At 72.5% G+C, this 20,302-nt stretch carries 16 protein-coding genes; 7 read left to right on the top strand and 9 right to left on the bottom strand.

The window, feature by feature from the left end:
• Nucleotides 1-41: 41 nt before the first annotated feature.
• From AB0D67_RS24180 to corA, 3 genes are read right to left on the bottom strand one after another with little or no spacing between them, the layout of a single operon-like run.
• Complete coding sequence (locus AB0D67_RS24180; protein WP_362939868.1) at nt 42-734, bottom strand: response regulator transcription factor; 693 nt, start codon at nt 732-734, stop codon at nt 42-44.
• Nucleotides 731-1,873 carry a sensor histidine kinase gene (locus AB0D67_RS24175; RefSeq protein ID WP_362939865.1) on the bottom strand — a complete coding sequence of 381 codons (1,143 nt, stop codon included), beginning with the start codon at nt 1,871-1,873 and terminating at the stop codon, nt 731-733. Before AB0D67_RS24175 ends, AB0D67_RS24180 begins: the two co-directional genes overlap by 4 nt.
• Before the next feature lie 51 nt (nt 1,874-1,924).
• Nucleotides 1,925-3,046 (bottom strand): magnesium/cobalt transporter CorA, encoded by a 1,122-nt coding sequence (corA, locus tag AB0D67_RS24170; RefSeq protein WP_362939862.1) that lies wholly within the window; start codon nt 3,044-3,046, stop codon nt 1,925-1,927.
• Nucleotides 3,047-3,410: 364 nt separating this feature from the next.
• Here corA and purD point away from each other — a divergent pair, with 364 nt between their 5' ends.
• From purD to AB0D67_RS24145, 5 genes are all read left to right on the top strand, one after another.
• Entirely contained in the window at nt 3,411-4,643 is a 1,233-nt protein-coding gene (gene purD, locus AB0D67_RS24165) for a phosphoribosylamine--glycine ligase (protein ID WP_362939859.1), read from the top strand.
• A gap of 198 nt (nt 4,644-4,841) precedes the next feature.
• The gene (locus AB0D67_RS24160; protein WP_362939856.1) at nt 4,842-5,879 is read left to right on the top strand and encodes a hypothetical protein; all 1,038 of its coding nucleotides are present in this window, start codon (nt 4,842-4,844) and stop codon (nt 5,877-5,879) included.
• 206 nt (nt 5,880-6,085) lie between these two features.
• Nucleotides 6,086-7,354, top strand: a complete 1,269-nt coding sequence (gene murA / locus AB0D67_RS24155; protein WP_362939853.1) for a UDP-N-acetylglucosamine 1-carboxyvinyltransferase — start codon at nt 6,086-6,088, stop codon at nt 7,352-7,354.
• A gap of 225 nt (nt 7,355-7,579) precedes the next feature.
• Nucleotides 7,580-8,869, top strand: a complete 1,290-nt coding sequence (locus tag AB0D67_RS24150; protein WP_362939850.1) for a GTP cyclohydrolase IIa — start codon at nt 7,580-7,582, stop codon at nt 8,867-8,869.
• A 330-nt stretch (nt 8,870-9,199) separates the two neighbouring features.
• Complete coding sequence (locus tag AB0D67_RS24145; protein ID WP_362939847.1) at nt 9,200-10,144, top strand: EamA family transporter; 945 nt, start codon at nt 9,200-9,202, stop codon at nt 10,142-10,144.
• A gap of 83 nt (nt 10,145-10,227) precedes the next feature.
• Here the strand turns inward: AB0D67_RS24145 and hisC are convergent, their stop codons facing one another.
• Complete coding sequence (hisC, locus tag AB0D67_RS24140; protein ID WP_362939844.1) at nt 10,228-11,289, bottom strand: histidinol-phosphate transaminase; 1,062 nt, start codon at nt 11,287-11,289, stop codon at nt 10,228-10,230.
• 102 nt (nt 11,290-11,391) lie between these two features.
• On the opposite strand from hisC, the gene AB0D67_RS24135 reads away from it, so the two are divergent.
• Nucleotides 11,392-12,018 carry a Uma2 family endonuclease gene (locus AB0D67_RS24135; RefSeq protein ID WP_362939841.1) on the top strand — a complete coding sequence of 209 codons (627 nt, stop codon included), beginning with the start codon at nt 11,392-11,394 and terminating at the stop codon, nt 12,016-12,018.
• A gap of 46 nt (nt 12,019-12,064) precedes the next feature.
• Here the strand turns inward: AB0D67_RS24135 and AB0D67_RS24130 are convergent, their stop codons facing one another.
• The 5 genes from AB0D67_RS24130 to AB0D67_RS24110 all read right to left on the bottom strand — a co-directional run bounded on the left by AB0D67_RS24130 (nt 12,065) and on the right by AB0D67_RS24110 (nt 18,908).
• The gene (locus tag AB0D67_RS24130; protein ID WP_362939838.1) at nt 12,065-12,730 is read right to left on the bottom strand and encodes an NUDIX domain-containing protein; all 666 of its coding nucleotides are present in this window, start codon (nt 12,728-12,730) and stop codon (nt 12,065-12,067) included.
• A gap of 19 nt (nt 12,731-12,749) precedes the next feature.
• Nucleotides 12,750-14,600: a DUF4434 domain-containing protein gene (locus AB0D67_RS24125; protein ID WP_362939835.1), complete on the bottom strand. Its 1,851-nt coding sequence runs from the start codon at nt 14,598-14,600 to the stop codon at nt 12,750-12,752.
• A gap of 69 nt (nt 14,601-14,669) precedes the next feature.
• The gene (locus tag AB0D67_RS24120; RefSeq protein WP_362939832.1) at nt 14,670-15,758 is read right to left on the bottom strand and encodes a glycosyltransferase; all 1,089 of its coding nucleotides are present in this window, start codon (nt 15,756-15,758) and stop codon (nt 14,670-14,672) included.
• 18 nt (nt 15,759-15,776) lie between these two features.
• Complete coding sequence (locus tag AB0D67_RS24115; RefSeq protein ID WP_362939909.1) at nt 15,777-16,994, bottom strand: nucleotide sugar dehydrogenase; 1,218 nt, start codon at nt 16,992-16,994, stop codon at nt 15,777-15,779.
• A 240-nt stretch (nt 16,995-17,234) separates the two neighbouring features.
• The gene (locus tag AB0D67_RS24110) at nt 17,235-18,908 is read right to left on the bottom strand and encodes a glycosyltransferase family 4 protein (RefSeq protein WP_362939829.1); all 1,674 of its coding nucleotides are present in this window, start codon (nt 18,906-18,908) and stop codon (nt 17,235-17,237) included.
• Between the two features lie 56 nt (nt 18,909-18,964).
• On the opposite strand from AB0D67_RS24110, the gene wecB reads away from it, so the two are divergent.
• Nucleotides 18,965-20,134 carry a UDP-N-acetylglucosamine 2-epimerase (non-hydrolyzing) gene (gene wecB, locus AB0D67_RS24105; RefSeq protein WP_362939826.1) on the top strand — a complete coding sequence of 390 codons (1,170 nt, stop codon included), beginning with the start codon at nt 18,965-18,967 and terminating at the stop codon, nt 20,132-20,134.
• Nucleotides 20,135-20,302: the final 168 nt, after the last annotated feature.

The raw sequence follows: 20,302 nt of genomic DNA, 5'->3' as shown, positions 1-20,302 counted from the left end.
GCGGCACGCGTCCGCCCCACGAAGACACCCTCCGGCCGCGCCTACCGCGGCGGCGTACCACGGGGGGAGTACGCCGCGGGCGTGACCAGACCGCTCTCGTAGGCGAACACCACCAGCTGCGCCCTGTCCCGGGCTCCCACCTTGACCATCGCCCGCGAAACGTGGGTCTTGGCGGTCAGCGGGCTCACCACGAGCAGCGTCGCGATCTCGTCGTTGCTCGACCCGGCCGCGACGAGCCGGACGACCTCGCGTTCCCTGGCGGTCAGCACGGCCAGCTCCGGCGGCTCCCTCCGCGGCCCGGCGGGTCTCGCGCCGACGGAGCGGGCGATCACCGCCCGGGTGACGCTGGGCGACAGCAGCGCGTCGCCCCGCGACACGACGCGCACCGCCTGGAGCAGCTCTTCGGGTTCGATGTCCTTCACCAGGAACCCGCTCGCCCCGGACCGCAGCGCCGCGAAGACGTTCTCCTCCTCGGCGAAGGTGGTGAGCACGACCACCCGCACCCCCGACAGGCGCACGTCGTCGGTGATCCGGCGGGTGGCCGTCACCCCGTCCACGCCGGGCATCCGGATGTCCATCAGCACCACGTCCGGCAGCAGCTCGCGGGCCAGCGCGACCGCCCGGCCGCCGTCGCCGGCCTCGCCGACCACCTCGACGTCGGCGGCGCTGTCCAGGAGGGACCGGAATCCGGCCCGCACCAGTGCCTGGTCGTCGGCCAGCAGCACCCGGATCACGCCGCCTCCAGCGGCAGGCGCGCCCTCACCCGGAAACCCCCGCCGGGCCTGGCCCCGGCCTCGAACCCGCCGCCCAGCCCTTCGGCGCGCTCACGCATCCCCGCCAGCCCGTGACCGCCGCTCCTCTCTTCCGGGCCGGCGCCGACGCCGTCGTCGTCGACCTCGATGACGAGCCATTCCGGCTCGGAGAGCAGGCGGACCCGCGCCCGCGCCGCCAGCCCGGCGTGGCGCAGCACGTTGGTCAGCGACTCCTGGAGGATCCGGTACGCCGCGTGGTCGACCGGTGCGGCCGGTCGCCGGTCCCCCATGCCGCCGTCGAAGGTGAGCTCCAGGCCGGCGGCCCGCACCGCGGCCAGCAGGTCGGGCAACCGGTCGAGGCCGGCGTCCCGATCGGCGGCCGCGGGCTCGCCGTCGGCCCGCAGCATGTCCAGGGTGGCCCGCATCTCGGCGAGCGCCGCCTTCCCGGTCTGCCGGATCGCCGTCAGCGCCTCCCGGGCGCGGTCCGGTTCGCGGTCGACCAGGTGCAGCGCGACGCCAGACTGGACGGTGATGGTGGTGATCGCGTGCGCCACCGTGTCGTGCAGTTCCCGGGCGATGCGCAGCCGTTCCCGGATGACCCGCCGCTCGCCGTCGCGTTCCCGCTCCTCCTCGGCCATCCGCAGTCTCCGGCGCGCCTCCTCGGCGTGCGCCTGCCGGCTGCGCACCAGCGCGCCCAGCAGCATGGCCACCGCCGTCACCGCGGACTGCGGCAGGAACGCCGAGACCACGTCGAGCGGCGGCATCCCCCGGCGCAGCGCGGCGATGTGCCCGAGGACCAGGAACACCACCGGCACCGGCAGTGCCCGCCACGGGCGCCCCGCCCGCACCGCGTCGTACAGCGGTACGGCGAGCACCAGCGCCGGGGGGAAGCCCGGATAACCCAGCGCGTAGAACAGCATCAGCGCCGCCGAGACGAGGTACAGCGCGCCGACCGGGAACCGCCGCCGCAGCAGCACGGGGGCGGCCATCGCCACGCCGAGCGCGTACGCCAGCGGATCACGCGAGATCGAGTCCGTTTCGCGACCGGTCACGATCGCGATCTCCGCCGCCGCCAGCACCGCGCCGGCCAGACCGACGTCGATCAACCATCGCCGTAGCACGCGCTCACCGTACACACCGGGACGCCCTCGCCTCCACAGGTCCGGCGGGCGCTACATCCAGCCGTTGCGGCGGAAGCCCCGGTAGAGCAGCGAGCAGGCGATGACCATCACGGCGAGCACCAGCGGGTAGCCGAAGACGGAGTTGATCTCCGGCATGTGGGTGAAGTTCATGCCGTAGATGCCGGCGATCATCGTCGGGACCGCCATGATCGCCACCCACGAGGAGATCTTCCGCATGTCCTCGTTGGCGAGGGCGTTCGAGCGGGCCAGGGCCGCCTGGAGGATCGAGTTGCACAGTTCGTTGGACGACTCGACCTGCTCGCAGACGCGGGCCAGGTGGTCGACGACGTCGCGGAAGTACTCCCGCATCTCCGAGGGGATCATGCGGCGCTGGGCCAGTGACGACATGGGCGACTGGAGCGGGGTGACGGACCGCTTCATCTCGATCATCTCGCGCTTGAGGTTGTAGATGCGGCCGATGTCGCGAGCGCTGACGTCGGCGAAGACCATGGCCTCGACGTCCTCCAGCTCGGCCTGCATCAGGTCCGCCACGGTGAGGTACTTGTCCACGACGTGGTCGGCGATCGCGTGCAGCACGCCGGTCGGGCCGCGTTCGAGGAGCCGGGGGTCGCCCTCCAGGCGCTCGCGGACCACCGACAGCGGGCAGAGCCCGCCGTGCCGTACGGTCACCACGAAGTCGGGCCCGACGAACATCATGATCTCGCCGGTCTCGATGATCTCGCTGGTGGCGGTGAGCACGTCGTGGTCGAGGTAGGCGACGGTCTTCAGGACCATGAACAGCGAGTCGCCGTACCGCTCGACCTTGGGGCGCTGGTGGGCCTTGACGGCGTCCTCGACGGCGAGCGGGTGCAGGGCGAAGACCTCCGCCAGCCACTCGACCTCGGGGGCGTCGGGCTCGTGCAGTCCCACCCAGACGAACGCGTTGCCGTTCTCCGCGGACGCGTTGTGCCGGCGGACGATCTCCAGGGCGTCGGGGATGCCCAGCGCGTGGATCTTCTCGCCGTCGATGTAGGCGGCGTACTCGACCAGCGAGTCGCTGGGCGGGACGCACCGGCCGACGGTCCTGACGCGGGAGGAGGCTCCGGCGGAGGTGTGCGGCACCCGTACGACGCGGGCGTGCTTGATCCGGGGAAAGAGAAGCGAGGAGCGCATGGCAGGCCTTCCCGCCCGGCCCGGGCCGTTCGCGCGCGACGCGATGTCACCTCGGTTCCAGGAGACTCGCTTCCGAGAGACCCTCTTCCAGGAGGGTTCAGGGCTCGGTTCTAAGAGAGAGGCGCGCGGTGCCCGCCGGGCAATGATGCGGAGTGGTCGAGGGTGCGCACCGAAGCCGTGCGCGTGCACGTACTGCTGGGATCGCCAGAGGACATCCCCAACCACCTCCAATCACCCTGAGAGAGGCAAAGCCGCCCAAACTTAGCACAGAAGTCGGATGACCTCCAGGATACTCCCGGCCGCGACGGCCGTCCGCCGAACCGGGAGGACCGCCGCCCCGCGGGGGACCGATAGGCTCTCGCACGTGCGCGTTCTTGTGATTGGTTCCGGCGGGCGCGAGCACGCCCTGTGCCGGGCGCTGGCGGCGGATTCCGAGGTCACCGAGGTCCACTGCGCTCCCGGAAACGCGGGCATCGCGCGGGTGGCGACCCTCCACGCGGTGGCCCCGGCCGACCCGGAGCGGGTCGCCGGGCTGGCCGTGGAGCTGGAGGCCGACCTGGTGGTGGTGGGCCCGGAGGCGCCGCTGGTCGCCGGGGTGGCCGACGCGGTCCGGGCTGCGGGTGTCCCCTGCTTCGGCCCGTCGGCCCAGGCGGCCAGGATCGAGGGTTCCAAGGCGTTCGCCAAGGAGGTCATGGCCGCGGCGGGCGTGCCCACCGCACGCTCGCGCACCTGCGTCACGCCGGAGGAGACCGCCGCGGCGCTCGACGAGTTCGGCGCGCCGTACGTGGTCAAGGACGACGGGCTCGCGGCGGGCAAGGGCGTGGTCGTCACCGGCGACCGCGACGAGGCGCTGCGGCACGCCGCCGCCTGCGGGCGGGTCGTCGTCGAGGAGTTCCTCGACGGCCCCGAGGTGTCGCTGTTCGCCCTGTGCGACGGCTCCACGGCCGTGCCGCTCCAGCCCGCCCAGGACCACAAGCGCGCCTACGACGGCGACGAGGGGCCGAACACCGGCGGCATGGGCGCCTACACGCCGCTGCCGTGGGCGCCCGCGGACCTCGCGGAGCGGGTGATGGCCGAGACCGTCGTCCCGACGGTCGCCGAGCTGGCCCGGCGCGGCACGCCGTACACCGGGGTGCTGTTCGTGGGCCTCGCCCTCACCGCCGGCGGGCCGAAGGTCATCGAGTTCAACGCGCGGTTCGGCGACCCGGAGACCCAGGTGGTGCTCGACCGGCTCGCCACGCCGCTGGGCCGGCTGCTGCTGGCCTGCGCGAACGGCACGCTGGACGGCTTCGGGCCGCTGTCGTGGCGCGGGGGCGCCGCGGTGACCGTGGTCGTCGCGGCGGAGAACTACCCCGGCGAGCCGGTGAGGGGCGACGTGATCGAGGGGCTCGCCGACGTCGGCGGGGACGCCTACGTGCTGCACTCCGGGACGGCCGCCGACGGCGATCGCGTCGTCTCCAGCGGCGGGCGGGTGCTCAGCGTGGTCGGCACCGGCCCCGACGTGGCGGCGGCGCGCGCGGCGGCCTACGAGGCGGTCGGCCGCGTCCGGATGCGCGGCTCGCATCACCGCACCGACATCGCGTCGCGCGCCCTCTGATCCGCGGGCGCGGCGCCCCGGGCCCGTCCCGCGGCTCCGCTCCCCGTACGGCCGGCACGGACGTCCGCGGGACACGCCGGAGGCGCCGCGATGGGGCCGCGGGGGCGCGGGAGACGTAGCGTGGAGGAGGCATGCCCCGATGAGCAGGGGGCAGGTGCCGCCCGTCCCGCCGTGTCCCTTCCGCCCCCCGGAGGAACGATGACGCTCGACTCCCCGGTGTCGCTCGAACGGATCGGCGACACGGGCGTGCTGCGATGGCCGGGCACCTGGCGGGTGTACGTCGCCGCGCGCAGCGAGGAGATCAGGGCCGACGCCGAGCGCGCCCTGACCCTGCGCGACGAGGCGGGCCAGCTCGTCTCGGTCGGCGAGGGCATCGGCACCCACCTGGCCCGCGCGGAGACCTACGCCCGCAGCAGGCACGGGCTGCGGCGCTGGCTGACCGGCCAGGCCATCGAGGGCGCCTGGTCCAACATCAACAGCGCGACCGTCATGCTGTACGGCGTGCTGCCCACGGTGGAGCTGTGCGGCAGGTGCCCGGAGGTCGTGGCGATCGGCCGGGCCTACCTCCCCGCCGACGACCCCCGCCTCGTGCACCTGCAGGCCAGGCTCGCCGCCGGCGACCTGGGCGAGGACGACAGGCCGCTGATGCAGTCGGTGCTGCGCGCCGCCTACACCGCGCAGGCCATGGAGACCGGGCGGGTCCGCAGCTTCCGCAACCTGCTGCTCGCCGGGGTGGTGATGCTCACCCTGCTCGTGCTGGGACTGGTGGCCGTCGGCGCGATCTGGCCCGATGTCGTCCCGATGTGCGGGAACCAGGCGGTGATCCAGGCGCAGGGGCTGATGCCCGCGCAGATCTGCCCGACCGGCGGGCGCAGTCCGGGCCACGGCGACGTCCCCCTCGTCGCCCTGGTCGGGATGCTGGGCGCGGCGCTGGCCACCGCGGCCTCGCTGTCCACCCGGTCGGAGCAGTCCACCCGTTACTCGCTGGCCGTGGTGCAGAACCTCCTCAAGGCGCCGGCCGGGGTCGCCACCGCCGTGCTCGGCCTGCTGATCCTGAACTCCGGCTTCGTCCCCGGTTTCGCCGGGCTCGGCTCGCAGCCGGCGATCCTGGTGTGGGCCATGGCGTTCGGGTACGGCCAGCAGATCGTCACCCGTTTCGTCGACCAGCGCGCCGACACCCTGCTGTCCGCCGCCTCCCCGCTGACTCCCGCGGCGCGGGGGACACGGGCCGGATGAATGAAATCGTTCCCCCCGGGGCCGCCCGGCGGACGCGTGACCGCCACCCCGGTCCGCGCCTTCCGACTGTTCGGCCGTTCGAGGGGTAGTTCCCGCACGAAGCGGCCTGTTCAGGGACATCCAGCGGCTACTGTTGGCCGGAGCCGCCCCGGCTGTCGCGCTTCGCCGTAGACGTACAACCGCCCCACTTGCAAGGAGCATTACGAATGGTCCGTTACCGCGTGCGCGGTGGCAATCCCCTCCGTGGAACCGCCTTCATCCAGGGTGCCAAGAACGCCGTCCTCCCCATGATCGGCGCCGCGCTCCTGGCGGCCAAGGGCCGGACCGTTCTGCGCAACGTGCCGATCATCGAGGACGTCCGCCGCGCGGTCGAACTGGCCGAGGCGATCGGCGCCAAGGTCGAGCTCCACGAGGCGGAGCGGACGCTCGTCATCGACGCCTCCACGCTGAAGAGCCCGGTGCTGCCCGCGGAGATCGCCCGCCGCTTCCGCGGCTCGGTGCTGTTCGTGCCCGCGCTGCTGCACCGCCTCGGCGAGGCGATCATCGAGGGCGTCGGCGGGTGCAACCTCGGCAGCCGCAACCTCGACTTCCACTACCTGGGCTACAAGCGCCTCGGCGCGGTGGTGGACGAGGGCGACGCCGTCATCCACGTCAAGGCCGCCGGCTTCACCGGCGCCACCCTCTACCTCGACACCCCCTCGCACACCGGCACCGAGAACCTCATCATGGCGGGCGTCCTCGGGCGCGGCACCACCGTGATCGAGAACGCGGCGCTGGAGCCCGAGGTCCTCGACGTGATCGACATGCTGACCCGGATGGGCGCGAAGATCAGCGGCGGCGGGACCGGCTTCATCACCGTCGAGGGCGTGGAGGAGCTGCAGGCCGTCGAGCACACCGTGATGCCCGACCGTCTCGACGCGGGCGTGTTCGCCATGGCGGCGGCCATCACGGGCGGCGAGGTCAACCTGGTCGGCGCCGACCTCGACCACCTCGGCGTGGTCCGCTACAAGCTGGAGCAGATGGGGGTGGAGTTCGCCGACCACGGCGCCGTCCTCCACGTGCGCCGGGACCGCCCGCTGCGCCCGATCAACGTCATCACCGACACCTATCCCGGCTTCGCCACCGACCTCCAGTCGCCGATCATGACGGTCGCCTGTCTCGCCGACGGCGCCAGCTACATTCACGAGCGCATTTTCGACGGCCGGTTCGCGCTCGCCTCCGAACTGAACAAGATGGGCGCCGACATCGAGGTCAAGGAGAACAGCGCGGTCGTCCGCGGCGCCACTCCGCTGACCGGAACGTCGGTGACGGCACACGACCTCCGTTCGGGAATCGCCCTCGTGCTCGCCGGTCTGGCCGCCGAAGGAGAGACCGTCATCGAATCGGGATATCTCATCGACCGCGGCCACTCATATCTCGCCGACCGTATGCAGGCCCTGGGCGGCGATGTGACCCGGGAGATTTCTCCCGCGTAATCGCCGGGTTCGCACCTCCCCTGAAGCCAGGATGACCTGTGTAAACGGCGGAAGTAAGGGGTTTAGCCCCGAACTTGCCTCCAGAATTGACATCAAATCAGGCGTGACATTACGGCCTTCACAAGCGATCGTTCCAAAAGAGAGCCGAAACAAACGGATGGCATGATGGGACGAACATTGGTCGAGCGGGCTGAAGAAGCTCCACGAGTGTCACGCCCGGGTGCCATGACACCGGACCTAACTATCGGTGTCGTGGGACCCCATGACCTCGTCGAGCGAGTGATGTTGATGGGACACGCGGCGGCCCCGCTGCCCTGTCGCCTGGTAGCCGCTGCGTACCGGGACGAGCAGGAGGCCTCCGACAAGGTCAATCGCCTGGGAGCGGGGGTGGACGCCTGCCTGTTCGCCAGCCCCGTCCCCTACGACCTGGCCCGGCGTTCGGGGGTGCTGACGATGCCCGCGACGTACGTGCAGCTCGGCGGCGCCGCCCTGATCGCCGCGCTGGCGAGGGCGGCGCTGGACGAACGGATCGACCCGCGGCGGGTCAGTGTGGACGTGTTGAACCGCGCCGACGTCGAGGAGGCCTACGCCGACCTGGGCCTGCCCGCCGGCGAGGTGCACAGCCGTGACGAGCCCGGGGCCACCGGGACGATCACGGCCTTCCACGAGCGCCTCGTCCGCCAGGGCCTCAGCAGCGGCGCGCTGACGTGCCTGCCCGCGGTGGCCGACCGTCTGCAGGCGGTCGGGGTGCCGGCGATAAGGATCCGCCCGACCTCCGCGGCGATCCGTACGGCGCTGCACACCGCGACCCTGCTGGGCGCCCACCACCGGCTGGAGGAGTCGCAGCTCACCGTGATCCTGGTGGAGGTGCCCACGCTGCGTGAGCCGGTCCGCCGGGCCGCGCCGCGCCACTGGCGGGACGAGCTGCGGCTGTCGCTGCACCGGTTGCTGGTGCAGGAGGCCAACCGGATCAACGCCGCGGTGACCCCGGTCGACGACCACAGCTACATGGTGACCGCGACACGGGGTTCGGTGGCCACGGCCACCGAGGGGTTCCGGGTCCTGCCGTTCGCGGCGCGGGTCCGGGAGGAGCTGGGCCTGGCGGTGGAGGTGGGGGTCGGCATGGGCCGTACCGCCCACGACGCCGAGTCCCATGCCCGGGCGGCCATGGCGCGCACGCAGGCGGGCAAGCAGGCGCAGGGCTTCGCGGTGGACCGCGAGGGCCGGGCGCTGGTCCCGGCGCCGAGGATGCCTCCCCAAGGCGGCGGGCAGCTCAAGCCGAAGGGCGTGGAGGTGCTGGCCAGGCTGGCGGCCAAGCTGGAGGGCGGGGACACGGTGGTGGACGCCGAGAGCGCGGGCAAGATGCTCGGCGTCACCCCGAGGACGGCACGGCGGTTGCTGCGCACGCTGGTGGACGAGGGACTCGCGTGGCCGCTTCCGCCGAACCGCACCCCCCAGCCGGGCCGACCCCGCCAGCTGTACCGGCTGATCGTGGAGAAGCTCGGCGGCCACTGAGGCGGCCACCGAGGTGGCCACCGGCACGGCCACCGATCGACCGCCGTGCGGTTCGCCGAGCGGCCACCGAGGCGTCCGCCGACCGGCCGCTGCCCGGTCAGCGAGCGATCACCGAGGCGACCGTGGAACGGCCGCCGTGCGGTCACCGAGCCCCTCGCGGCCTTCCGCGGCCGGGTGGCCCCGCCCTCGTACGGCGGGGCCCCCGGGCTCCGCGGTTCACCCCCCAGGCCGGCGGCTCCCTTCCGCGCCCGCCCGGTGTCCGAAACATGCGACATGAATGTCTGAAATATGCGATGTGACGATCGGCCACAGGGACTATTGTCATGAGTCATGAGCCGTGACACTGCTGTCAACCCCCGGCCGTTCCTCGTGTGGGGAGCGCTGGCGATCGTGTACGTCGTGTGGGGCTCCACCTACCTGGGGATCAGGTTCGCGATCGAGACGATCCCACCGCTGAGCAGCGGCGCGATGCGCTTCCTGCTCGCCTCCCCGATCCTGGCCCTCGCGGTGCTCGCCCTGCGGGGACGGCGGGCCTTCCGGATGACCGCCAAGGAGGCCGGCGGGGCCGCGCTGGTGGGGCTGCTGCTGCTGAACGGCGGCAACGGCATGGTCGCCGTCGCCGAGCAGCACATCTCCAGCGGGCTGGCCGCGCTGCTGGTCGCCTCGGTGCCGCTGTGGCTGGTCGTCCTGCGGCTCGTCGCCAGGGACCGGCCGCGGGCGCTGACGCTCGCCGGTGTGCTGCTGGGATTCGCCGGGGTGGCCGGGCTGTCGCTGACCGGCGGGGGCGGCCACAGCGACGGCACGGGGATCGCCGTCATCCTGCTGGCGTCGCTGTCGTGGTCGATCGGCTCGTTCCTGTCGGCCAGGATCCCGATGCCCGCCGACCCCTTCGCCGCGAGCGCGGTCGAGATGGCCGCGGGCGGCACCGGACTGGTGCTGACCGCCCTCGCCGTCGGCGAGCGCGTGGACTTCGGGGCCGTCTCCGGGGCGTCCTGGGCGGGGCTGGCCTACCTGGTCGCGATGGGCTCCCTGGTGGGCTTCACGGCCTACGTCTGGCTGCTGGGCAACGCCCCGATCTCACTGGTCTCCACCTACGCCTACGTCAACCCGGCGGTGGCGGTCGCCCTGGGCGCGATCATCGTGGGAGAGGTGGTCACCGTCCCGATGCTCGTGGCGGGCCTGGTGATCGTCCTGGGCGTGGCCCTGGTGGTCTCCACCGAGCGCCGCGGCCGGACGCCGGCGGCCGTCGAGGAGGAGGAACCGGCGGCCGTGTAGGTGAACCCGGCGGCACGCCGGGGCGGGGCCGTGCCCGCGGACCCGTACCCGCGGGCCCGGCGGCGCGGGCCCGCGGCGGGCCGTCAGGCGCTCCGGAACGCCTCGGCGGCGGCGAGGAAGGTGTCGTTGGCGTCGGGGGAGCCGATGGAGATCCGCGCCCCCTCCCCGGCGAACGGGCGCACCGCCACGCCCTCCGCCGCGCAGGCCTCGGCGAAGGCCGTGGTGCGCTCGCCCAGGCGGAGCCAGACGAAGTTGGCCTCGGTGACGGGCACCTCCCAGCCCTGGCCGATCAGGCTCTCGCGGACCCGGGTGCGCTCCTTGACCACGGCGTCCACCCGCTCCAGCAGCTCGTCCTCGGCCGCGAGCGAGGCGACCGCGGCGGCCTGCGCGAGGTGGCTGACCGCGAAGGGCACCATCGTCTTGCGCACGGCGGAGGCCACCGGCTCGTCGGCGATGAGGTAGCCCACCCGGAGCCCGGCCAGGCCGTACGCCTTGGAGAACGTGCGCAGCACGGCGACGTTGGGCCGGGAGCGGTAGTAGGAGAGGCCGTCGGGCACGTCGGCGTCCCTGACGTACTCGCGGTACGCCTCGTCGAGGATGACCAGCACGTCCTCGGGGACGCGGTCCAGGAACGCCTCCAGCTCGGCCGAGTGGACGACCGTGCCGGTGGGGTTGTTGGGGTTGCAGACGAGCACCATGCGGGTCCGCGGGGTGATCGCCTCGGCCAGGGCGTCCAGGTCGTGCGTCTCACCCGCCAGCGGGACCCGCACCGAGGTCGTCCCGGCGAGGTCGGCCAGCAGCGGGTACGCCTCGAACGACCGCCAGGCGTAGACCACCTCGGCGCCCGGCTCGCCCACGGTCTCGAAGAGCTGCTGGGCCACCGCCACCGAGCCGCCGCCGAGCGCGACGTGCTCCGGCGGCACGCCGTACCGCTCGGCCAGGGCGCCGGTCAGGCCGGCGGCGGCCGGGTCGGGGTAGCGGTGGATCTCCGTGGCCGCCTTGGCGATGGCCTCGACCACCGAGGGCAGCGGCTCGTAGGGGGATTCGTTCGAGGACAGCTTGTAGGACCGGCCGTCGGGTGACACGACGGCCTTGCCCGCCTTGTAGGCGGGCATGGTGTCCAGGATGGCGCGGAAACGAGGCATGCTCTTACTTTAGGAGGATCGCCCGGACGGGAGAACGGCGGGCGCACGGGGCATGATCCTGGAACACTGGAGGTGAGAGGCTTGCCCGACCGGGAGGACGACATGAGCATCGCACCGCCGCACGCGGCCGAGACCCCCGATGCCGGCCTGCCCGAGACGGAGCCCCTGCCCTCCTGGGTGATCCCGCCCGCGGGGGGCTTCACCGCCGATGACCTGGACCGGCTCAGGGGAATCCCCCCGCACACCGAGCTGATCGATGGCACTCTCGTCTTCGTGAGCCCCCAGACCCGCTTCCACGCCGTCATGATCTTCGCTCTGCAGAAGGAGCTGGATCAGGCGGCTCCCGACCACCTCCGGGTGGAGAGGGAGATGACGTTGAAGCTGGGCGAGCGCCAGCGTCCCGAGCCCGACATCGTGGTGCTCCACGCGCACGCGGCCTCCGACATGATGCGGACCTTCTACGAGGCGTCGGACGTGCTCCTGGCTGTCGAAGTGGTCTCGGCGGAGTCGGCGGAGCGGGACCGCAACAGGAAGCCCCAGCTGTACGCGGAGGCCGGCATCTCCCACTTCTGGCGGGTGGAGTACGAAGACGGCCAGCCCACCGTTCACGTCCACCAGCTCAACCCCGCGACGCGCGCCTACACCCTCACGGGCTCCCATCGTGACCGGCTCAAGCTCAGTCTTCCCTTCGAGATCGACATCGACATCGCGGCCATCGTCAAACGTTGAACCCGTCACCCTCCGAGGGCCCCGGCCCTTTGAAGGAGCCAGGCGGTCAGTCCTTCAGGGAGCGGAGCATCGGGGGGTGCAGCAGCGTCGCCGGGCCGCGGCGGTAGAGCTTGGCGGGGCGGCCGCCGTCGCGGGTGGTGGTGCGGCCGGTCGGCACCAGGAAGCCCTCGGCCCGGGTGACCTTCCGGTGGAAGTTGCGCGGGTCCAGCGGGCGGCCCCAGACGATCTCGTAGACCCGGCGCAGCTCGGCGACGGTGAACTCCGGGGGGCAGAAAGCCGCGCCCAGCGGGGTGTACTCCAGCTTGCTGCGGGCGCGCTCGATCCCGTCGACCATGATGCGCCGGTGGTCGAAGGCCATGTCGCACAGCGAGGAGACGGGCTCCCAGCTCATGTGCGCCTCGGTGGAGGCCGGCAGGTCGGGGGCCAGGCCGAGGTAGGCGACGCTCAGCACGCGCTGACGCGGGTCACGGTCGGGGTAGCCGTAGGTCTGGAGCTGTTCCAGGTGGACCGGGGCGCCGGGCAGACCGGCCCGTTCGGCGAGGATCCGCGCAGCGGCGGCCGGGAGGTCCTCGTCGAGCTGGATGAATCCGCCGGACAGGGCCCAGCGTCCTTCGTAGGGGGGCCTGTCGCGGCGCCAGACGAGCGCGCTCAGCGCCTGGCAGCGCACCGTGAGGACGACCAGATCCACGCTGACGGGAATGCGCGGAACCATGTCAGGCACGTTACACCGGTCAGAGGGCGACGCGGACGTGCAGCGCCTCGGCGGCGGGCCGTCCGTCGGGGGCGGTGACCTCGACCTCGACCCACAGACCGGGCGGCACCTGGGTCCAGTCGAAGGGGACCCACGCCGTCTCCATCCGGGCGGGCTGGTCCGGCGGGGGCGGGTTGAGGTTCACCCCGGCCACCTCGACGACCTTGGGGGTCTCCTGCCCCTCCCACTTCAGGGTGACCTTCGCGCCCATCGGCATGTTGTAGCCCCGGATCTCCACGCCGTCCTGGATGTCGCGCGGCCGGCGGACGGCGTCCACCGGGATGGGCCGGTTCCAGTCGCGGGTGATCTCCTCCGACAGCGACGGCGAACCGCAGGTGAAGAAGTCGCTCCACATGTAGGAGACGATCTTGGAGACGTAGCGGCCGACCTGGGTCACGGCCGCGTCGAGCCGCTTCTTGTCGGTACGGCCGCGGCTGCCGGTCCGTGCCTCGCAGGGCTCCCCCTGGGACGGCTCGAACGCCTCCACGTTGGCCCACAGCTGCACGTCGTGCCCCTGCTCGGCCATCCGGTCGCGGGCCGCGGACATCTCCCGGTAGTAGTCGCGGGTCGAGCCGTGGTAGGCGGTGCCGTTGTCGGCCTCCCCGACGACCGGGCGCAGCCGCTCGTCCACCTTCTCGTCGCGCTCGTCGGGCCAGAACAGCCCGACCTTGCCGGTGCCGCGGCTGTCCTGCGGCGCGATGATGCCCACCCCGGTCCTGGCGAGCGCCTCGAACCCCCGGGCGACCTCCTTGGGCGTGGCACTGATCGGCAGCCTCTTGCGGGCGTCGAGGTAGGGGCTGACGAGGATGGGCCTTCCCGGCATCTCCTGCTCGACGATCTCGTGCTGGGAGGCGTAGACCCGCAGCGTCGGGTGGTCCTTCGCCGCCTCCTCGGGGTCGTTGGACCCCGAGTAGCGCATGTCGCGCATCTGCACCTCGAACGGCTGGTAGAAGCCGCCCAGCGAGGTCCGGTCGCCGAAGCGGTCACCGTAGTCCTGCAGGATGCGCCGGGTGAGGGTGGTCAGGGTGTTGGTGCCCTGCCTGGCGGCCCGGGACTGCTGCGCCGGGTCGCGCGGGGCCAGCGGCAGGGCGGGGAAGACCTTCACCCCGAACCGGTCGCCGAGGTCGAGCAGTTCGGTGAGGCTGTCCTGCTCCGCCGCGGCGATCAGGATCACGTGGTAGCCGCGGCCCTTGGCCCTGATGTTGTCGCAGGTCGGGTCGTCGCTGCCGTCCTCGTTGACGATGAGGCGGTAGAAGACGGTCTTGCCGACGGGGATCTTCCGCTCGAACTCCGGGCAGCGGAACAGGCCGGGGCCGAACGCCTCGTCGGTGCGGTAGACGAACGTCCAGCTCACCCGGTTGCCGGGGTTGGCGGCCTTGAGGTCGCGCTCGGCCGCGGCCTCGCAGGACAGCCCGTCCTCCACACACGGCTCGTAGCGGGGGTCGATCTCCTCGCCGGCCTTGTCGAGGACGCGGCCCTGGTCGTCGACGCGGCGGGCCTGCAGGCCCCAGCCGATCCGGATCACGGTGTCGCCGCCCAGCCGGTGGATGGCGGAGAACTGCCGCCGCCAGGTGCAGTGGTCGGCCGTGGGGATGAGCCAGTAGCCGGTCACCGCGTACGGCGTGGGCACGGCGGTGTCGAACGTTCCACAGGGGTCGGTGAACTCCTCGGCCTTCGGGGCGGGGGTCGAGGGGGTCCGCGCGGGGACCGACGACGACGCGATCGGCGTCCCGTCGCCGGACGCCTTCCCGCCGTTCCTGGGGAGGACCAGGACGACCGCCGCCACCGCCGCGAGGATCGCCACGCCGAGCAGAGCCGTGAACCAGCGCACGATCAGGACACTACCGTTCTCGTGATCAGGTGGACGTAAGCCATTTCGCCGTACAACCCGTACAAGAGGTCAGCTCTTGACGCCGCCCCACTCCTCCAGCTGGGCCACGAAGCGGCGGGCGGAGTTCGGCCAGTGATGGTTCGCACGGGCCGCCGCATACCCTCGGGCGCCCCGGGCATGCCGTTCGCGGGGATCATTCCGGAGGAACAGCACGGCTTCGGCGACCGCCCCGGGGTCGTTCCAGGGCACGACCACACCGCTGTTGTAGCGTTCGACCAGCTCCACCGCGCGCGGCGAGGGCGTGGTGATGACGGGGACGCCGTGGGCCATGTACTCCACGATCTTCGTCGGCATGGAGTGGCGGTAGTTGGGCTCGTCGTGCAGGAGCGACAGGCCGGCCAGCGCGCCGTCGAGCCGCTTGAGCGCCTCGTCGTTCGGCATGAAGTCGCGCCACTCCAGCACCCCCTCGGCCACCGCCGCGTTCAGCGCCGGACGGGACTGCGGGTCGGCGTAGCCGATCAGCTCGACCGCCACCCGGTGCGGCCGCAGCAGCCGGGCCGCCTCGATGGCGTCGTGCACCCCGCGCGCCTCCGACAGCCAGCCGAGGTAGACGACGCGGTCGTCGCCCGGCTCGGCCACCGCGTCGGGCACCCAGGTCTCGTTCGGGACGACCAGGTGGGTGCGGCTGAACCGGCCGGCGTAGGCGTGCTCGGCCAGCAGCAGGTGCAGGTGCCGCTCGGCCACGCCCTCGAACATGCGGGCCAGGAACCGTACCGGGGGCCGCAGGAGCGCCGGCAGCCAGGGCTTCAGCGACAGCGTCGCCGGGGTGTCCTCGTGGACGTCCCAGACCACCGGCGGGCGTCCGCGCACGCCCGCGACCGCGACCAGCAGCTCGGGGTCGTGGATCACGACCAGGTCGACCTGGTCGCGCATGCGCTTGAACACCTTGCGGGCGGCGCGCACGGCGGACAGGCGCTTGCGCTCCGCCGCCCGGGGCAGGTCGACGCCGTTCACCCACGACCGGGCCATGACGCCCCGCGCGGTGTACGGCGCGGCGTACGTGACCTCATGACCGGCATCGACGAGCGCCCGGATCTGCCGGTGCAGGATCCGGGCGTCCTCGGGGTGATGCACCACCGTCATGACGAGCACGTGCACTGCGCGCAGCCTCCGCCGTCAGAGTCGCTCGACGCGTTCACCCTCGGCGAGCACGCCTCGGGTGTCGAGCACGAGCCGGCCGTGGTCCTCGATGGTCGTGAGGTCGAAGGCGGCGTGCTGCTGCAGCAGCAGCGTCACGTCGGCCTCGGCGACCGCCCGGTGCAGGTCCTCCTCGCGCGGCACCTCGACGCCGTCCACCCGCCATTCCCTCACGTGGGGGTCGGCGAAGACCAGGTCGGCGCCGAGCTCCAGCAGGGCCCGCGCGACCGGCAGGGCCGGGGTCTCGCGCTCGTCGGCGATGTCGGGCTTGTAGGTGACGCCGAGCAGCAGCACCTTCGCGCCGTTGACGGCCTTCCTGTGCCGGTTGAGCAGCCGCTGCACGCGGGCGACCACGTACGACGGCATCCGCTCGTTGATCTCCTGGGCCAGCTCCACGAACCGGAACGGGTAGCCCAGCTTGCGGACCGTGTAGGACAGGTACGACGGGTCCACCGGGATGCAGTGGCCGCCGACGCCCGGACCGGGCAGGAACTTCTGGAAGCCGAACGGCTTGGTGGCCGCGGCCTCGATGGACTCCCAGAGGTTGACCCCCAGCTCGTCACAGAAGATCGCCATCTCGTTGACGAGGGCGATGTTGACGTGCCGGTAGGTGTTCTCCAGGAGCTTGGCCATCTCGGCCTCGCGGGTGCCGCTGACCGGCACGACCTGCTCGACGAACTGGGAGTAGAACCCGACCGCGCGGTCGCGGCAGGCGGCCGTGTAGCCGCCGACGACCTTGGGGGTGTTGCGCAGGCCGTACTTGGGGTTGCCCGGGTCGATGCGCTCGGGCGAGAAGGCGAGGTGGAAGCCGGTGCCCGCGGCGAGGCCGGAGGCCTCCAGGATCGGGCGGGCGACCTCGTCGGTGGTGCCGGGCCAGGTGGTGGACTCCAGGACGACCAGGGCGCCGGCGGAGAGGTTGCGGGCGACCGTGGCGGTGGCGCCCTCGACGGCGGAAAGGTCGGGGCGGTGGTCCTCGTCCAGCGGGGTGGGCACGCAGATGACGATGGTGCGGCTCGCGGCCAGCACCGACTCGTCGAGGGTGGCGCGGAACCCGCCGGCCAGCATGTGGTCGAGGTCAGCGTCGGTGAGGTCGTCGATGTAGGAGCGGCCCGCGTTCAGCGCCTCGACCTTGGCGGGGTCGACCTCGAAGCCGACGACCCGCAGGCCCGCCGCCGCGGCCTCCTTGGCCAGGGGCATGCCGACATACCCGAGACCGATGACGGCCAGGTCGTAGACACCCACGTCATGGGCCTCCTCGGCCACGCCCGCGAGGTCGCCCCGCCCGTCGGCGTGCTCGCTTCGCTCGCTCACGGCGCGACCCTGGAATGCCGGAAACAACACTTCATGGTGGCAAAGGCTATCTCAAGTCGGCACGAGGCACGTCTAATGCGACTGAACGCCTCGTAAACAGCTGGTCATACAGCTCACGGGGGACGGTCATCGATCGATGAGGGATCGGTAGATCTCGCGGTAGGTCTCCGCGACCCGGCTCCACGTGCGCTTCGCCGCCACCTCGGCCCGTCCCGCCTCGCCCATCGCGGCACGCCGTTCGGGGTCCTCGCGCAGCGCGGCGAGCGCGTCGGCGAGCGCCTCGGGATCGCCCGGCGGGACCAGGAGGCCGGCGCCGTCGGTGCCCACCAGCTCCGACAGCGCGGGCAGGTCGCTCAGCACGACCGGTTTGCCCAGTGCCATCGCCTCGACCGGCTTCAGCGGCGTGACCAGCCGGCAGACCCGCAGGTCCTCGCGGGGGCAGACGAAGATGTCGATGGCCGCCTGGGCCTGCAGCGCCTCGTCCGGGCCGACCCGGCCGGGCAGGATCGCGATGTCCTGCAACCCCAGCTCCTCGACCTGCTCCAGCAGCTCCGGCCGGGCGGCGCCGTCGCCGACGAGCAGGACCTTGATCGGGGCGCCCCGGTCGCGCAGCAGCGCGGCGGCGCTGATCATCGTGCCGAAGCCCTCGTAGCCCACGATGCTCGACACCGAGCCCATGATGATCTCGCCGGGCTCGATGCCGTAGGAGGCGCGGAAGGCCGGGCCGTCGTAGGAGGCGGTGAGCAGGGAGTCGTCCACCGCGTTGGGCGCGAGGTGGATCCGCTCCCGCGGCACGCCCCGCTCGGCGATCTCGGTGGCCATGGTCTCGGCGAGGGTGACCACGGCGTCGGCCGAGCGCATGATGAACGCCTCGCGCTCGCGCTGCAGCACCTGCCGCTGGCTGCCGACCCGCTTGGGATCGCGCGAGGCCCAGGTCTCCTCCAGGAAGCCGCGGACCTCGTAGACCAGGGGCGTGCCGGTCCGCTCGCGGGCGGCCAGCGCCACCGAGCCGTTGCGGTGGTCGGTCGCGGCGTGCAGCACCTGCGGGCGCAGCGTCCTGACCAGCTCGGTCACCTCGCCGGCGCCGCGGATCATCCGGCCGTGGCTCTCGAACGGCACCTCGCCGCCGTCGGGCAGCAGCCGGTGGTAGGGGATCCCGTCGATCTCCTCGTACGGCTCGGCGTCGGCGTGGCCCTGCATCATCGGCCAGCCCCAGCTCGTCACGACGTGCGGGTCGAGCCCGGCGGCCTTCTGCGCGGTGACGATGCGGTGGGTCCGCACGGTGTAGCCCGCCTGCGTGTACGGCAGGGCGTTGGTGACGCAGTGCAGCACCCGCCCCGGAACGCGCTCGCCCACGATCACCTTGGGCTTGGGCGGGATCGGGTTCGGCTGGATGGCGGCCAGCTCGCCCGCGTAGTACGTGGCCCTGCGGTTGATGAAGGGGTACTTGACGTACGGCTGCAGCACCGCGACGGCGTCGGTCATCCGGCCGGAGTCGAAGTGCTCCTTGGCGTCGTTCCAGGGGCCCTTGAGCACGCGCATGCCGAGCTTGCGGAACACGAACCTCGCGCGGCGCGCGGCGGGCCAGGCGACTTTGCCCACGACGGGGCGCAGCTTCGGCGGCAGGGTCTCCGCCGCGGCCTGGGCCACCCGGACCGGGTCGGACTTCACCTTGGCCGCGACGACGCGGGACACGATCACGGGGTGCTGGGCGAACCCCTTCAGCAGCCCGCCGAGACCGGCTCGGGCCGTCCTCGCGGATACCTTGGGGGACTCTGGCCTGCTGGCGTCGGATACCACGCCGTGACCGTACCATAGGCAACGTTTGACCTACTCCCGGATGAAAGGCGAGGTCAGTGAGGGACTATGCCCCCACGGAGACGGCTCCGGCCCCCGAGGACCCGCTCGTCCTGCACGTGCTCGGCGCGCGGCCCAACTTCGTCAAGGCCGCCCCGGTCGTGCGGGCGCTCGCGGGTCTGGGGGTGCGCCAGGGCATCGTCCACACCGGCCAGCACTACGACGCCCTGATGTCGGACGTGTTCTTCGCCGACCTCGGCCTGCCCGAGCCGATCGCCAACCTCGGCGTCGGGTCCGGCTCGCACGCCCGCCAGACCGCGGCCCTGCTGACCGGCCTGGAGGAGGTGGTGCTGGCGCACCGCCCGGCGCTGGTCGTCGTCTACGGCGACGTGAACTCCACGCTCGCGGCGATCCTCGTCTGCGCCAAGCTGCACGTCCCGACCGCGCACGTCGAGGCGGGCCTGCGCTCCTTCGACCGAGGTATGCCCGAGGAGGTCAACCGGGTCGTCACCGACGCGCTGTCCGACATCCTCTTCGCCACCTCGCCCGACGCGCTCTCCCACCTGTCGAACGAGGGCGTGGACCCCGCCCGGGTGCATCTCGTCGGCAACCCGATGATCGACAGCCTGTTCTCCGCGCTGGACCGGCTCGACCCGGCCCCGGTCCGCTCCCGCCTCGGGCTGGGCGAGCGGTACGCGGTGGCGACCCTGCACCGCCCGGCCAACGTCGACGACCCGGCCGCGGCCAAGGAGCTGGTCGACGCCGTGCTGGCGGTGAGCGAGCGGCTGCCGGTCGTGGTGCCGCTGCACCCGCGCGGCCGGACCCGCCTGGCCGAGGCCGGCCTGGTGGACGGCGAGCGGCTGTCCATCGTCGACCCGCTGGGGTACGTCGACTTCCTGTCGCTGGTGCGCGGGGCGGCCCTGGTCGTCACCGACTCCGGCGGCGTGCAGGAGGAGACCACCATGCTGGGCGTGCCCTGCCTGACCGTGCGGCCCAACACCGAGCGGCCGGTCACCGTCACGCACGGCACCAACCGCCTGGTCACCCCGGCGCAGCTTCCCGCCGCCGCGGACCGGGCCCTGGCCGCCGGCGCCGCGACGCCGTCGGGCGAGCTGCCGCCCCTCTGGGACGGCAAGGCCGGTCCCCGGATCGCCCGGGTGATCGAGGCGTGGCTCGGCGGGCGGAACCTGTCCCCGGCGGCGCAGAACGAACCGCGCGACGCGCTGTGACGGGTGCGGGCCGTACGGCTTCTCGGCATGCCGTGACGGGCCGTGCGGGCCGTGCCCTACGGTGTGCCGTGCCGGGCAGGCCGTACGCCGCGAATCTCCACAAAACGCCCGTTTGATCACGGCGTAAGCCGTACGCTGGCACGACCCCGGACGAAGGCGACCGACCCC

This window comes from Streptosporangium sp. NPDC048047 (genome assembly GCF_040653115.1).
GTDB lineage: Bacteria > Actinomycetota > Actinomycetes > Streptosporangiales > Streptosporangiaceae > Streptosporangium.
Note: the sequence above shows the minus strand (reverse complement) of the source record. Positions and strands in the feature narration are given on the sequence as shown.